The organism is Cellulomonas fimi ATCC 484 (genome assembly GCF_000212695.1).
In the GTDB taxonomy this organism is placed as follows: Bacteria; Actinomycetota; Actinomycetes; order Actinomycetales; family Cellulomonadaceae; genus Cellulomonas; species Cellulomonas fimi.
In genome coordinates this window covers 1905591-1920776 of sequence record NC_015514.1, presented here as the reverse complement: position 1 = coordinate 1920776, position 15186 = coordinate 1905591, and the positions used below count along the sequence as shown (strand labels likewise).

Sequence of the window (15186 nt, the reverse complement as noted above, 5' to 3'; positions counted from 1 at the left end):
CGGTCCTCTCCCCGAACTCCTGCAGGTGACGACAGACCGTGGCATCGTGGGCGGCGCCGACGACGAGGAGGACGCACGATGACGGGCAAGTCCGACTTCACCGAGGACGAGTGGGTACGCATCGTCCGCGCACCGTTCGTCGCCGGGATGGCGATCTCGCTGGCCGACCCGGGAGGGCCGATCGAGGCCGCGAAGGAGTCGATGGCGTCCATCCGGTCGGCCACCAACCCGCCGACCCGCGAACAGCTGCTCGCCGAGGTCGCGCTCGACATCCAGGCCCAGGCGCAGGCGCACCAGAACCCGCTCCACGGCTACAAGCCGACGACCGCAGGCGCCGCGCCGGGCGAGCAGGTCGTCGCCGAGCTGCGCGAGGTCTCCGCCATGGTGGCGTCGAAGGCCACCGCCGACGAGGCGTCGGCGTTCGCGGCGTGGCTGGTCGAGACCGCGCAGGACGCGGCGAACGCCGCCAAGGAAGGCGGCTTCATGGGCTTCCACGCCGAACGCGTCAGCGCGCGCGAGACGGACATGATCGAGCGCGTCCGCGACGCGGTGTCATAGCCCCCGACGCGAGCTCGCGCTCGCTGCGCCGCCGCCCGCGGCGAGAACGAACGAAGCCTCTGTCTGCGGTGACGCAGTTCAGAGGCTTCGACCGTCGCTGTCTCAACGAGTGTCCGGAGGGGGACTTGAACCCCCACGCCCTTTCGGGCACTAGCACCTCAAGCTAGCGCGTCTGCCATTCCGCCACCCGGACAGGTGGACCGTCCGGGTGCCCGTAGGCTCCCTCAGGTGCGGCAGAAAAGATAGCACGGTGCGGCGGTGAGGCACGCATCGCCCCCGGGGTGCAGACTGACGCCACGGGTGCCGGGCGGCTGCTCCGCCCGCAGAGACCGAGGTGGCGGGGGGTTCATGTCCGACACGACGGGCACCGGGACGAGGGGCTTCGGCCCGGCGACGAGCCCTGCCGCGCGCAAGGTGGCAGGGGCGCGCCGGAACCCGAGCGTCTACGGGGTCGAGCACACCGCGCCGCACTGGCTGCGGGTCATGGCGGGCGTGTCGTGGCGGCTGCTCGTGGTGATCGCGGCCGTCGCGCTCGTGTTCTTCGCCACGTCACGGGTGCAGCTGCTGTTCATCGCGGTGTTCCTCGCGTTCGTGTTCACGGCGGTGCTGCGGCCGATCGTCGACGTCCTGTCGCGCGTGATGTGGCGCGGGCTCGCGACGGCGCTCGCGATCCTCGGCGGCATCCTGTTCTTCGTCGGGCTGCTCACGTACATCGGCTACTCGATCGCGAACCAGTGGTCCGACCTGACGGTGCAGTTCGGGGACGGCATCGGCCAGATCACGGACTTCCTCGAGAACGGGCCGCTGCCGTTCAGCATCACGAACGAGCAGATCGCGGAGTGGATCGGCAACGCCCAGCAGTGGGTGCAGGACCACGCGGGTGACCTCGCGTCGCAGGTCGCCGCGGGGGCCGGGTCGGTCGTCGAGATCTTCACCGCGCTCGCGCTCGCGATCTTCTGCACGGTGTTCTTCCTCGCCCGCGGGCAGGAGATGTGGACCTGGTTCCTCAACCAGCTGCCCATGCGGTTCCGGGAGACGTGGAAGGTCGCGGGCGGTGCCGGGTGGTACACGTTCTCCGGCTACACGCGCGGCACCGTCATCATCGCGGTCACCGACGGCCTGCTCGCCTTCATCCTGCTGACGATCCTGCGCGTGCCGCTGTCGGCGCCGCTCGCGGTGCTCGTGATGATCGGTGCGTTCATCCCGCTGATCGGCGCGCCCGCCGCGATGATCGTCGCGATGATCGTCGCTCTCGCCGCGAACGGGCTGTGGTCGGCGGCGATCGTCGGCATCGGCATCGCGCTCATCGGGCAGTTCGAGGGGCACATCCTGCAGCCGCTCGTGATGGGCAAGCAGGTGTCCCTGCACCCGGTGGTCGTCGCGCTCGCCGTCACGGCGGGCACGCTCACGGCCGGCATCCTCGGTGCCGTCATCGCGGTCCCGCTCGTGTCTGTGGTGTGGGCGATCTTCTCCCGGCTGCGCACGCTCGACCCGCCGATGGACGAGGACGAGGCGGACGACGAGGTGGCACCGGTCGACGCGGCCGACGAGACCGAGGGCGCGCCGGCCCACGGCTGACCGCCGGGTCAGGCCAGCGCCGACTCCACCGCGGCGTCGACGGCGGCACGCACGTCGGCGGGCGGCTCCAGCAGCGGAGCGGGCAGCGGTCCGAGGTCCAGGCCGACGTGCCGCGCGACGAGCCCGGCCAGGCGCATCGCGCCCCAGCGCGCGCCGAGGTCGGTGAGCGGGGCCAGACGAGCCGTCCACGCGTCGACCTGTGCGCGGTCTCCGGCGACCGCGGCCGCGGCCGTCGCGACCCACGGCCCGGGCAGCACGCCCGCGAGGCCGCTGTGCCACGTGCGGGCACCCGCGAGCAGCGCCTGCGCACCGAGCGCGTCGCCGCTGAAGCCGACCTCGACACCCTCCGGCACGCCCGCGCGGAGCGCCGCGCAGCGGGTGCGGACGTCGTCGGCGTCGAGCCCGCGGTCCTTGAGGCCGCCGACACCGGGCAGCGACGCGATGTCGACGAGCTCGTCGACCGTGAGATCCAGGCCCGTCGTGCGGGGGTTGTGGTAGACCCACAGCGGCACCTCGGCGGCGGCGGCGACGTCGCGGTAGAGCACCCGGGCCTCCGCCGCCGTGAGCGGCAGGTACGACGTCGTCGGCAGCAGCACCGCATCCACTCCCGCGACGCGGGCCGCCTCGGCGTGGCCGAGCACGTCGGCCGTCGTCAGCGCGCCGATGCCGCACACGACGGGCACCCGGCCCGCGACCGCCTCGACCGTCGCGCGCGCGACGCGGGCCCGGTCACCGCCGTCCAGGTACGCGAAGCCGCCGGTCGAGCCGAGCACCGCGACGCCGTCGACGCCCGCACCGACCGCGGCGTCCGCGAGCGCCGCCAGAACGTCGGGCGCGACGCCCCCGTCCGGGGTGCGCGGGGTGGGCAGGTACGCGGCGAGGGGTCCCAGCATGCGCGGGAGGCTAGCGAACCGGCCCCCGGGCGCGCCGTCGGTTCCGTACGGGAGACGTCGCCGGGCAGCACCGCGGGCGTCAGCGGAAGTCGCGGGACGTCGTGCGGACCTTGAGGGACAGGACGCCCAGGTGCTCGGCGACGAGGTTCGTCGCGCCGTCGGAACGTTCGAGCCGGCCACGCACCACGAGCGCGCGGGACGTGCGGGCGACGCGCCGGAACCGTTGCCACAGACCCGCGGAGCACACGATGTTGAGCAGCCCCGTCTCGTCCTCGAGCGACAGGAACGTCACCCCGCCCGCGGTGCCGGGCCGCTGGCGGTGCGTGACGACTCCCGCGACGGCGACCCGGCGGCCGGTCTCGTGGCTGTACGCGTCGACGACGCGCAGGACGCCGGCGGCGTCGAGTCCCTCGCGGACGAACTGCGTGGGGTAGGAGTCGACGGACACGCCCGTGGCCCACACGTCGGCGGTCGCGGCCTCGACGTCGCTCAGGCCGGGCAGCATCGGGGCGGCCACCCCGACGCTGACCCCGGGCAGGGTGTCGGGCCCTTCCTGCGCGAGCGCGCCGGCGGCCCACAGCGCCTCGCGCCGTGTCCCGCCGAGGCTGTCGAGCGCGCCCGCGGTCGCGAGCGCCTCGAGCTGGGCGGTGCTGAGCCGCACGCGGCGCACGAGGTCGCGCAGGTCGGCGAACGGGCCGTGCGCGCGACGCTCGTCGACGAGCCGCTGCGCGACGTCCTCCCCCACCGACCGCACCGAGGCGAGCCCGAGCCGGACGGCGAGCGAGCGCGGGACGGGCGCGTCGGTGCCGGTCCGCACACCGACCGCCACCGCCGGCCCCGTCCCGCTGGGGGCGGGCACGAGCAGCGGCTCTCCCCCGGGCGGCGTCGGGCCGGTGCGCTCGACGCACGCCTGCACGTCGGACGCCTGCACGTCGGGGCGCAGGATCTCGATGCCGTGCCGGCGCGCGTCGGCGGCGAGGCTCTGCGGCGAGTAGAAGCCCATCGGCTGCGCCGCGAGCAGGCCCGCGTAGAAGGCGGCCGGGTGGTAGACCTTCAGCCACGCGCTCGCGTAGACGAGGAACGCGAACGAGTACGCGTGCGACTCGGGGAAGCCGAAGTCGGCGAACGCGCGCAGCTTCTCGTAGATCTGCTCCCCCACGTCCGGCCCGATGCCGTGCGTGGCCATGCCGGACATGAGCCGCCCCTTGAGCGCCTCCATGCGTTCCGTCGAGCGCTTCGACCCCATCGCGCGCCGCAGCTGGTCGGCTTCCGCGGGCGTGAAGTCGGCGACGTCGATCGCCATCTGCATGAGCTGCTCCTGGAACAGCGGCACGCCCTTGGTCTTGGCGAGCGACTTCTCCAGCAGCGGGTGCAGGTACGTGACGGCCTGGCGCCCGTGCGCGCGCTCGATGTACGGGTGCACGGAGTTGCCCTGGATCGGGCCGGGGCGGATGAGCGCGACCTCGATGACGATGTCGTAGAACGTGCGCGGCTGCAGACGGGGCAGGGTGCCCATCTGCGCGCGGGACTCCACCTGGAACACCCCGACGGTGTCGGCGGCGCTCAGCAGGTCGTAGACGCGCGGGTCCTCCGCGGGCAGCGCGTGCAGGTCGAGCGTCTGCCCCTCGTGCTTCTCGACGTCGGTGAACGCGAGCCGCAGCGCCGTGAGCATCCCGAGCCCGAGCAGGTCGAACTTCACCAGCCCCGCGTCGGCGCAGTCCTCCTTGTCCCACTGCAGGACCGTGCGACCCGGCATGCGCGCCCACTCCACGGGACACACCTCGATGACCGGGCGGTCGCACATCACCATGCCGCCCGAGTGGATGCCGAGGTGGCGCGGCAGCCGCAGGAACCGGTCGGCGAGGTCGACGACGTGCTCGGGGATCTCGTCGAGGTCGCTCGCCGCCGGCGGCAGCAGCGCGGGGACGACGTCGTGCCCGTCGGACGTCGCCATGCCCGGCACCTCGGTGCCCTTGGGCGACCGCGCCGGGGCAGTCACGCGGGTGAGCACGGGCGGCGGCTCGTAGGTGCTGCCCCACATCGACGCCTTCGCGCGCCGCCGCTCGTCGCGCACGGTCGCGACCGCGGCCGCACGGTCCGGCGAGCGGTCGGTCGGGGGCGACGACGGAGGCTGCGGCGGGCGCAGGCTGCCCCACCGCTCGATCGACTTCGCCCACGCGTCCTGCTGCCCCGCGTCGTACCCGAGCGCGCGCGCGGCGTCGCGGATCGCGGACCGCGGCCGGTAGGAGATGACGTTCGCGACCTGCGCGGCGTGCGACCGGCCGTGCTTCGCGAAGACGTACTGGATGACCTCCTCGCGGCGCGCGGACTCGATGTCGACGTCGATGTCCGGCGGCCCGTCCCGCTCGGGCGCGAGGAAGCGCTCGAACAGCAGGCCGTGCCGGACCGCGTCGACGGCGGTGACGCGCAGCGCGTAGCAGACCGCCGAGTTCGCGGCGGACCCGCGGCCCTGCGCGAGGATCCCGTGGTCGCGGCAGAACTTCACCAGGTCGTAGACGACGAGGAAGTACCCGGGGAACCCGAGGTCCTCGATGACCCGCAGCTCGTGCTCGAGCTGCGCGTACGCGCCGGGCACACGCTCGGCGTCGGGCGGCCCGTACAGCTCGAGCGCGCCCTGCCGGACGAGCTCGCGCAGCCACGTCGCCTCGGTGTGCCCGTCCGGGACCGGGTACGGCGGGAGCTGCGGCGCGACGAGCGACAGGTCGAACGCGCACTCCGCCGCGAGCGCCGCGGCCGTCCCCACCGCCGACGGGTGGCGCCGGTGCAGCGCGAGCATCTCGGTCGCCGACCGCAGGTGCGCGACCGGCGCGGCGGGCAGCCAGCCGTCGAGCTCCTCGACGGACGTGCGGGCGCGCACCGCCGCGAGCGCCGCCGCGAGGTCCGCGTCGCGCGGCGTCGCGTAGTGCACGTTGCCTGTCGCGACGAGCGGCAGACCGGCGTCGGCCGCGAGCACGGCGAGCGCGTCGGCCCGCTCGGAGTCGTACGGGTCGGCCGACGCGGTGACCTCGACCGCCACGTTGTCCCGGCCGAACAGCGCGACGAGCCGGTCGAGCTCGGCGCGCGCGGCCTCGGGCCCGCCGGGGACGACGCCGGCCACACCCGACGGGTCACCGCCCGCGAGCGCGCGGCGCACCGACCCCTTGCGGCAGCCGGTGAGCACGAGCCACTGCCCGGCGGCGTTCGCGGCGAGCTCCTCCAGCCGGTAGTCCGCGGCGCCCTTCTCCTGCGTGCGCAGGTGCGCCTCGGCGATGGACCGGGACAGCGCGCGGTACCCGTCCGGTCCGCGGGCGAGGACGAGCAGGTGGGACGCACGCGGGTCGGGGACGCCCGTCGGCAGGTCGAGGACCGGCAGGCCGGGGGTCGCGCGGGTCGTCTCGTGCGGGTGACGGCGACCGTCGGGGGCGGGCAGGTGCAGCTCGGAGCCGAACACCGTCGGCATGCCGACGGCCTTGGCGGCCTGCGAGAACCGCACCACCCCGTACAGCCCGTCGTGGTCGGTCAGCGCGAGCGCCTCGAGCCCGAGCCGCGCGGCCTCGGCGGCGAGCTCCTCGGGCTGGCTGGCACCGTCGAGGAAGCTGAACGCGGAGTGCGCGTGCAGCTCGGCGTACCGGGGCGGGAAGGGCGGGCGCTCAGTCATACGTCGCCTCGCACGTCCAGCCGTCCGCGCCGCCGGCGAGCAGCACCGCGTCGCCGTCGTCGAACGTCACCTGCAGGTGCCCGCGCACGCCGGCCTGCGCGCCCGTGCGCCCCGTGACCCACCACCGTTCGGACAGCAGCCACGGCCCCGCCCAGCCGACGACCGTGCGCTCGCGCGTCCCGGCCGTCCCGCCGGCGCGCGACGGGGCCGTCCACGTCCCGAGAGGCGCGTCCGCGCGCGCGGGAGCCACGTCGAACAGGGTGTCGGTGCGCGGGGCGCGACCGGTGCGGGCCGCGGCACGTGCGGCGTGCGGGTCAGGACGGCCCGCACCGGCGCGGCCGTCACCCAGGCCGTCGCCCCGACCGTCGCCCCGACCGTTGCTCCGGGCGGCGCGGGGGTCGGGCCCTTCGAGGTCCACCTCCGGCCACCGGACCGTCGCCGGCTCGCCGCGCATCCCCACGCGCACGTCCAGGACGACGGGCCGCCCGGCCGCGTCGCGCACGTCGACCGCCACGGGCCGCACGAGGACGGTCGCGGGCGCCGGGTCGGGCAGGCGTCCCGCCCAGGGCAGGTCGGTCGCGCGCGGCGGCTGCGGCTGCTCACCCCACGGGCGCAGGTGCACCTGGTCCCGCACGCCCCGGCCGCCCTGCAGGGTCGCGGTGAGGACCCCCTGACCGCCGACGATGCCCTGCACCCGGTCGAGCGCACGGTGCGCGCGCAGGTCGCCGCCCGACGGGCCGCCCCACAGCCGCCCCTGCTCGGCACCCGCCGGGGCGACGTCGAGCGCGGTGACGACGAGCCGCACGAGCGTGACCGCACGGACGTCCTCGTCGGGCCAGGGGTCCAGGGGCAGGTCGTCGAACGCCCACGGGTCCTGCGTGCCGTCGTCGCGTGCGCGGGCGCGCGCGACCCGGGCACGGTGCGCACGCACCTGGTCGGGAGCGTCCTGCGCGCGGCCCCGCGCGGTGGCGACGGCCGTGGAGGACAGCCAGCTCTCGAGCTGCCAGCGGATCCGGTCGGTGATGCGCTGCGGGGTGAGGCCGCCGAACCCGCCGAGGTCGGTGCGCCACGTCCGCACGAGGTCGGTGCCGTCGTCGGTGCGGGCTGCGATCTGCAGCCGGCCGCACGTCACGGACCGGTGCACGAGCTGGGCGTGCAGGTCCTCCGCGAGCCGGCGGCCGGCGAACGTCGCGGTGTCGACCCGCTCGACGGGCGGGTCGAGCTCGGCCGCGACCTCGAGGTCCGCCTCGGGGCGGCGGCGCGCCGGCGGGCGCTCGTCGTCGCCGCGCGCGAGCGTCTGCGCCCACGCGCCGAGACGGCCGAACCGCGCGTGCACGTCGGCGGGCGGCAGCGCGGCGAGCTGGCCGAGGGTGCGCAGGCCGAGGCGGTGCAGCAGGTCGACGAGCTCGCCGACGGCCCGCACCGCGTCCTCCGTCACGGCGGCGTGCACGAGCTCGGCCGCGCCGCGCCCGGCAAGGAACGCGCGCGACCCGCCGGGCGGCACGAGCGCGCCGGTGCGGGCCGCCACCACGGCGGCGAGCAGGCCGTCGGCGGTGCCGACCGCGCACTCGTGCCCGGCGCGCGCGGCGACGGCGTCGACCAGGCGCTCCGCGAGCACGTCCTCCGACCCGTGGTACCGCGCGGCCCCGCCCGCCGGCAGCAGCAGGAGCCCGGCGCGGACCACCTCGACGCCCGCGACGACCGTCTCCGCCGCCGCGGCGACGGGCTCGAACAGCCGGACGTCGCGCGCGTCGTCCGCGGGCAGCAGCACGAGCTCGGGGCAGCATCCCTGCGCCTGCCGACGCCGCATCCCGCGGCGCACCCCCTCGACCCGCGCCAGCGCCGAGACCGCGGTGATCCGCTGGCCGTCGTGCACGGCGGCGGGCAGGTGGGCGGGGACCTCGTCGGCGGCCGTCGCGGCGACGACCGGCCAGTCCGGGACCCACAGGACGGTGGTGCGCGTGCTCACGGCCTCACCCGACGAGCCGCAGGTCGGGGGCTCCGGGCCGCTGCGCGGCGGCCTCGCGCCGCGCAGCGGCGGCGCCGGCACGCTCGGCTCCGGCGGGCTCGGCCGTGAGCGGCAGCGTGAGGTCGACCGAGAGCGGCACGGCGGCACCGCCGCGACCGGTCCGCGTCACGCGCAGCTCGTGCGTGCGCAGCCGCCCGTCACCGGTGCCGACACCCGTCCACCGCCCCGCCTCGACGACGAGCACCGTCGCGGCGCCGGGCCACGGGACGGTCGACAGCAGCACCGCCCCGCGGTCGCGCGCCCGCGCCGACAGCCGGCGCCGGTCCGTGTCGGTGAGCACGGCGTCCGGCCCGACGAGCACCACGTCGATGCCGTCGACGAGTGCCGCGACCACCGTCGCGGCGTCCGCACCGGGCCGTGGCACGACCGCGAGCCGGTCGAGCGCGACGCCCGCCTGCGCGGCGGCGAGCAGCCCGACCGTCGGCTGGCCGACGACCGCGGCCCACGCGCCGCCCGCGCACGCGTGCGCGAGCATCGCCAGCACGAGCGACGTGGACCCGACGACGGCCGTGGTGGCACCGCGGCGCAGGCCGTCCGGCAGGAGCGGCGCGAGGCGGGCGGGGACGGGCAGCGGCGGACGCTCGGCGGTGAGCACGCCGTGCCGACGCGGCTCGACCGGGCCGTCGGCCTCGGCGGGAGCGGCGAGGTCCGGGTGGGCCACGGTCCCCCCCGCAGCCGTGCCGAGCAGGGGCGCGGTCGCACCCCGGTCGCGCACCGGCACCGACACCGGGACCGGCACAGTCGCAGGCACAGTCGCAGCCGCAGCACGACCAGCCCCGGGCGTGGGCGGCTCCACGGACCGCAGGCCGATGCGGGCGCTGCGCGCCCCGGTGCGCAGCTCGGCGTGCGCCAGCACGGCCCGGGCCAGCTCGGCCCGTTCCTGCTCGGACAGCGTCCTCGTCGCCATCCGCACACCGCCTCTCACCTGCGCGTCGACCCGCTGACCTGCGACGACGCAGCTTCCGCTCGCACCCGTCGAACACCTGTTCGAAGTATCTCAGTAGACGCCGACACCCGGAGCACTGTCAATCCGGCCCACCCCTGCGGCCCACCGGCCCGTCGGGCGATGATGGGGCGATGACCTCGCTGACCCGCCCCGTCGCCCCCGACCCGTACGCGCTCCTGCCCGCCGTGCCGTCGTTCGACCTGCGCAGCGACGACTTCGCGCACGGCGACCGCCTGCCCGACGTGCACACGAACACCCCCGCGGGCGCGAACGTCTCCCCGCACCTCGCGTGGTCGGGCTTCCCCGCGCACACGCGCTCGTTCCTCGTCACGTGCTTCGACCCGGACGCGCCCGGCCCGGCGGGCTGGTGGCACTGGACCCTCGTCGACGTCCCTGCCAGCACGACGGAGCTCCCGTCGGGCGCGGGCACCGCGGGTGGCACCGGCCTGCCCACGGGCGCGTTCGCGGTCCGCGGCGACGACGGTCAGGCCTCCTACGTCGGCGCCGCTCCCCCGCCGGGTGACCAGGTGCACCGGTACTTCTTCGTCGTCCACGCGCTCGACACGGACTCCCTCGGCGTCGGCCCGGACGCGATGCCCGGCGCCGTGAGCACCGCCGCGGTGTTCCACACGCTCGCCCGCGCGGTGCTCGTCGGGACGTACCAGCGGTGACGGCGGACGTGCTGGGCACCCTCACCTGGGTGCGCGCCCTCGACCGCCCCGACCTGCTCGCCGCGCCGGTGCACGCCGCCCTGACGGCCTGGGTCGCGGCGGACGCCGAGGTCGCGGACGCGGTGCTCGTGACCGAGATCGACCCGGACCTCGCCGACACCGCAGCCCTGACCGCCGCCTACGACCTGCCCCCGGCGGCGTCGGCGAACTGCGTGCTCGTCGCGGGCCGACGCGCCGGCGAGGAGCGGGTCGCGGCCGCGGTGGTGCGGGCGACGACACGCGCCGACGTCAACGCGACCGTCAAGCGGCTGCTGGACGTGCGCAAGGCGTCGTTCCTGCCGACCGACCGCGCCGTCGAGGAGTCGGGGATGGAGTACGGCGGCATCACGCCCCTCGGCCTGCCCGCCGGCTACCGGGTGCTCGTCGACGCGCGCGTCGTCGTCGACGACCCGGACGCGGGTGGCACCGTCGTCGTCGGCAGCGGCGTGCGCCGCTCGAAGGTCGCCCTGCCGGGCGCGCTGCTCGCCCGGGCGCCCGGGGTCGAGGTGGTCGACGGGCTCGGGCTCGACTGAGCCCGCGTCCGCGGACGAGGTCGTCGACGAGCCCGGGCCGGACGGAGCCTGCCGCCGCACGGCGCGGCCCACCGTCGGTCGCGCCGGGGTGCCCCGGCCTAGCATCGGGCCATGACGGACCGCCCCCGGTACCGGCTGCTCGGCCCGCTGGAGGTGCGCCGCGACGGCGCCGACCGGCCCGTGACCGGGCCGCAGCAGCGCGCGCTCCTCGCGGTGCTGCTCGCGCACCGTGGCCGGGCCGTGACGGACGACGTGCTCGTCGACACCCTGTGGCCCGACGGCCCGCCGCCGTCCGCGCGTCACACGCTGCGCGCGCACGTCTCGCGGTTGCGCACGCTCGTGGGCGACGACGTGCGCACGCTCGACGGCGGCTACGTGCTGGACGTCCCGCCCGACGCGACCGACGCGGGCGCCTTCGAGGCGATGGTGCGCGCCGCGGGCGCGCAGGCTCCGCGGGACACCGTCGTGACCCTGGAGCAGGCGCTCGCGCTGTGGCACGGCCCCGCGTTCGGCCGCGCCGCCGAGCTCGCGCCGGTCGCGGCCGCCGCCCGCCACCTCGACGGGCTGCGGCTCGACGCGCTGCACGCGCTCGCGGAGGCGCTCGTCGCCGCCGGACGCCCTGGCGACGCGGTCACGACGGCGGACGCGCTCGTCGCGCTGGACCCGTACCGCGAGCTCGCGTGGGCGGTCGCGGTGCGCGCCCGCACCGCCGCGGGCCGGCCCGCGGACGCGCTCGCGACGCACCGCCGCGCCGCCGGCGCGCTCGACGAGCTCGGGCTGCTCCCGGGTCCGGCGCTGCGCGCCGCCCAGGCGGAGGCGCTGGCCGTCGGCGCGCCCGTCGCGCCGTCGCCGCCGGACGCGCCGAGGCGGACGGCGGACCCGTCCGACGCCTCCCCGGCACCGCTCGCCGCAGACCGGGGGCCGGCCACCGCGCGGCCGGGCTCCGACGCCGCGGCGCACGTACCGCGTCCACCCGCGCGCCCCGACGGCGTCCCGACCGCCCCGCCCGGTCGCGCGGTCCCGCTGCCCCGCACGCCGTACGTCCCACGTGCGGGCGAGGTCGCCGCCGTCCGGTCGCTGCTCGACGAGGCGCGGCTCGTCACGCTCGCCGGACCCGGCGGCGTGGGCAAGACCCGGCTCGCGCTCGAAGTCGCACGCACGGTCCCACCCGCGCGCACGCGGTTCGTCGAGCTCGGCGCGGTGCGCGACCCGTCGGCCGTCCCCGCTGCCGTCGTCGCGGCGGCCGGCCTGAGCGCCGCCGCCGGCCCCCCGGCCACCGCGATGACCGCGCTCGCGGCGCGCGACCTCGTCGTGGTGCTCGACAACTGCGAGCACGTCGTCGACGCCGTCGCGGAGGTCGTCGGGACGCTCCTCGACCACCCGGGGCCGCTGCGCCTGCTCGCGACCAGCCGCGAGCCCCTGCGGGTGCCCGGCGAGCACGTGCACCGCGTGGCGCCGCTCGACCCGTCCGCGGCCCGGCGGCTCTTCGTCGCGCGGGCACGCGCCGCGGGCGCCACGACCACGGCCGACGACCCGGAGGTCGACCACGTGGTCGACCTGCTCGACGGCCTGCCGCTCGCTCTCGAGATGGCCGGGGTGCGCGCCGCGGCGACGTCGAGCGCCGACCTCGTCGACGAGCTGCGGCACCGCCTCGGCGAGCTCGCGCACGGCGCGCGCGCCGTCGAGCCGCGCCACGCGTCGCTGACGGCGCTCGTGGACTGGTCCCGCGACCTGCTGGACCCCGCGGCGCGGCGCGCGCTCGACGGCTGGCCCGTCTTCGCGTCCGCGGTCCTGCCGGCCGTCGCCGCGTCGGTCCTCGACGTCGCCCGCGCGCAGGTCGAGACGCTCGCGGCCCGGTCGCTCGTCGTGCGCGACGACGCGCACGGCCGGACCCGGCTGCGCATGCTGCGCACCGTCCGCGCGGCGGTCGGCGAGCCGTTCGACGACGCCCCCGTGCGCGCCCGGCACGCCGCCGTCGTCGCCGACCTGCTCGCCGCCGCGGACGCCCGGCTGCACGGGCCGGACGAGCCCGCGGCGCGCGGCGAGGCGGACGACCTGCTCGCCGAGGCGGGCGCCGCGCACGCGTGGGCGCGCCGGCACGACACCGGGACCGCGGTGCGCCTCACCCGCGCGCTGCACGACCACGCGGTCGACGGGCTGCGGGACGAGGTGCTCGGCTGGGCGGCGCTCCTGGTCGCGGACGCGGGCGGTCGTGCCCACCCGGCGGCGCACGCGTCGCTCGCGGCCCGGCTCGTGCTCGGGGGCCGGCACGTCGAGGGCGCCCGGCACGCGCGTCGGGCGCTCGCGTCGGCCGACGCCCTCGCGGACCGGCTGCACGCGATCGAGGTGCTCGCCGACGCCGCCCTGTTCGAGGGCGACCTGGACGAGGCCGCCGCGCTCGGGGACGTGCTCGTCGAGCACGGGACGCGCGCGGGCTCGGTGCACCACGTGGAGATCGGGCACAGCTACCGCGTGCTGCGGCTGACGTACACGGGCGAGACGTCCGCCGCGCGCGACGCGCTCGCGCGCTGCCGGGCGGCGGTGGACGCGCTGGGGGTCCCGCCCGGCCCGACGACGGCGGGCTGGCTCGCGTTCCTCGCGGGCGAGGTCGAGGCGGACGCGGACCCGCCCGCCGCGCTGGCCTCGTTGCGTGCGGCCCGGGACCTCGCGGCGGTCGCGGGCAACCGGTACCTCGGCGGCGTCGCGCGGTCGGCCGCGACGGCGCTGCTGGCACGGCACGGCGACGCGCGCGTCACGCGAACCGACGGGCCCGGTACGCCGTGGTCCGACGTCGCGGAGGTGCTGCGCTGGTGGCTCGACGCAGGCGACCGCACGCACCTCGTCACGACGCTGCGGAACGTGCTCGTGCTGCTCGAGCGGGCGGGCGACGACGACGGCGCGGCGACGCTGTGGGGCGCGGTCGTCGAGGCGGACGACGTGCCCGTCGCGTACGGCACGGAGCGCGCGCGCCTCGACGACGTCCGCGCGGCCCTCGAGCACCGCCTGGGCGCCGCCCGGTTCGCCGACCGGGTGCGCACCGGCCGCGCGCGGTCGCCCGAGCAGGCCGCGCACGGGCTCCTCACGCCCGGGGCGACGCCGTCCACCACGACGTCCGCCCCGGGCGACGACCCTTACAGGACGAGCCGGTAGAACCGGAAGAACTCGTTCTCGACGTCGAGCACCTCGAGGCCCGCGAACCCCGCGGCGCGGGCGTACCGCTCGAGCACGTCGGGCCGCATGACGGTCCCCGTGGCGGCGCTGCCGGGCCGCGACATGCCGTCCGGCAGGCACACGCCGAGCGAGTACCCGTAGAGCAGCCGCTCGACGGCACCCGCGGGCGCCGCGAACTGCTCCTGCGTCCGCTCGTCCATGACGAGCGCGTACCCGCCGTCGCGGACCATCGCCCGCACCGCGCCCAGCACGGCGACGGGGTCGGCCATGTCGTGCACGCACTCGAACGCGGTGACGACGTCGAACGCGCCCGCGTGGTCCCGTGCGGCGTCGGCGGCGTCCTGCGCGAGGAAGCGCACCCGGTGCTCGAGCCCGTGCGCCGCGACGTGCCGCTGGGCGGCGGCGACCGACGGCTCGTCGACGTCGAGCCCGACGACCGACACCTCGGGGAAGGCGCGGGCCATCGCCAGGCTCGACCAGCCCTCGCCGCAGCCGACGTCCGCGACGCGCGCACCGCCGCGCAGCAGGTCGTGCAGGTCCGGCAGCGACGGGACGACCTCGTCGACGAACGGGCCGAGGAAGAACGGCCGGTTGACCGCTGCCTGCGCCTCGCGGGCGTCGGCGCCGAGGCGCGCCCACGTCACGCCGCCGCCGGTCCGGTAGGCGTCGAGCAGGTCGTCGACCGCCCGGCCGCTCGCGACCTGCAGGCGTGCGAGCGGGCCGACGTACGCGGTCGAGTCGTGGTCGGTGAGCACCTCGGCCGCACCCGCCGTCAGCGCGTACCGGCGGGCGAGCGCGTCCGCGGCGCCGTCGGCCGTGACGAACCCCGCCACCGCCTGGTGCTCGAGCCACTCGCGCACGTACCGCTCGTGCGTGCCCGTGGCGCGGGCGAGCGCGGTCGACGTCGTGGGTCCGTCCTGCGCGAGCGCGCGGTACCAGCCGAGGCGGTCGCCCGCGTAGAGCGCGAGCACCTCCTGCGAGCCGAGCACCGCGGCGAGGACGCGGGTGGCGACGTCGTCGGCGGACGCGCCGACGGGGGCGAAGAGCTCGGACGACGAGACGCGCTCGTCGAGGAGGTCGGTCATGGTGTGCTCCTGGGGACGCCCGGAC

At 77.1% G+C, this 15186-nt stretch carries 10 protein-coding genes and 1 tRNA gene; 5 read left to right on the top strand and 6 right to left on the bottom strand.

Going from position 1 to position 15186, the window contains the following annotated elements; all coding sequences use genetic code 11:
* The first annotated feature begins 78 nt into the window (after window positions 1-78).
* A complete protein-coding gene (locus CELF_RS08790) occupies window positions 79-558 on the top strand; it encodes a hypothetical protein (RefSeq protein WP_013770899.1) in 480 nt (159 codons plus the stop codon).
* Window positions 559-668: 110 nt separating this feature from the next.
* Here CELF_RS08790 and CELF_RS08785 read toward each other — a convergent pair.
* Window positions 669-751, bottom strand: a tRNA-Leu gene (locus CELF_RS08785).
* Between the two features lie 155 nt (window positions 752-906).
* On the opposite strand from CELF_RS08785, the gene CELF_RS08780 reads away from it, so the two are divergent.
* The gene (locus CELF_RS08780) at window positions 907-2136 is read left to right on the top strand and encodes an AI-2E family transporter (protein WP_013770898.1); all 1230 of its coding nucleotides are present in this window, start codon (window positions 907-909) and stop codon (window positions 2134-2136) included.
* An 8-nt stretch (window positions 2137-2144) separates the two neighbouring features.
* On the opposite strand, the gene CELF_RS08775 is transcribed toward CELF_RS08780, so the two are convergent.
* The 4 genes from CELF_RS08775 to CELF_RS08760 form a co-directional block, all read right to left on the bottom strand.
* Window positions 2145-3029, bottom strand: a complete 885-nt coding sequence (locus tag CELF_RS08775) for a dihydrodipicolinate synthase family protein (protein WP_013770897.1) — start codon at window positions 3027-3029, stop codon at window positions 2145-2147.
* Between the two features lie 79 nt (window positions 3030-3108).
* Window positions 3109-6687, bottom strand: a complete 3579-nt coding sequence (locus CELF_RS08770; protein ID WP_013770896.1) for an error-prone DNA polymerase — start codon at window positions 6685-6687, stop codon at window positions 3109-3111.
* Window positions 6680-8656, bottom strand: a complete 1977-nt coding sequence (locus CELF_RS08765) for a DNA polymerase Y family protein (RefSeq protein ID WP_013770895.1) — start codon at window positions 8654-8656, stop codon at window positions 6680-6682. Before CELF_RS08765 ends, CELF_RS08770 begins: the two co-directional genes overlap by 8 nt.
* A 4-nt stretch (window positions 8657-8660) precedes the next feature.
* Window positions 8661-9623, bottom strand: a complete 963-nt coding sequence (locus CELF_RS08760; RefSeq protein WP_013770894.1) for a hypothetical protein — start codon at window positions 9621-9623, stop codon at window positions 8661-8663.
* Window positions 9624-9793: 170 nt separating this feature from the next.
* Between CELF_RS08760 and CELF_RS08755 the strand changes: the two genes are divergently transcribed.
* The 3 genes from CELF_RS08755 to CELF_RS19475 all read left to right on the top strand — a co-directional run bounded on the left by CELF_RS08755 (window position 9794) and on the right by CELF_RS19475 (window position 14055).
* Window positions 9794-10333 (top strand): YbhB/YbcL family Raf kinase inhibitor-like protein, encoded by a 540-nt coding sequence (locus CELF_RS08755; protein WP_013770893.1) that lies wholly within the window; start codon window positions 9794-9796, stop codon window positions 10331-10333.
* A gap of 8 nt (window positions 10334-10341) precedes the next feature.
* A complete protein-coding gene (locus CELF_RS08750) occupies window positions 10342-10905 on the top strand; it encodes a YbaK/EbsC family protein (protein WP_232014326.1) in 564 nt (187 codons plus the stop codon).
* A gap of 111 nt (window positions 10906-11016) precedes the next feature.
* On the top strand, window positions 11017-14055 hold the full coding sequence (locus tag CELF_RS19475; RefSeq protein ID WP_013770891.1) for an AfsR/SARP family transcriptional regulator: 3039 nt from the start codon (window positions 11017-11019) through the stop codon (window positions 14053-14055).
* Here CELF_RS19475 and CELF_RS08740 read toward each other — a convergent pair.
* The gene (locus CELF_RS08740) at window positions 14037-15161 is read right to left on the bottom strand and encodes a class I SAM-dependent methyltransferase (protein ID WP_013770890.1); all 1125 of its coding nucleotides are present in this window, start codon (window positions 15159-15161) and stop codon (window positions 14037-14039) included. The genes CELF_RS19475 and CELF_RS08740 overlap by 19 nt on opposite strands.
* Window positions 15162-15186: the final 25 nt, after the last annotated feature.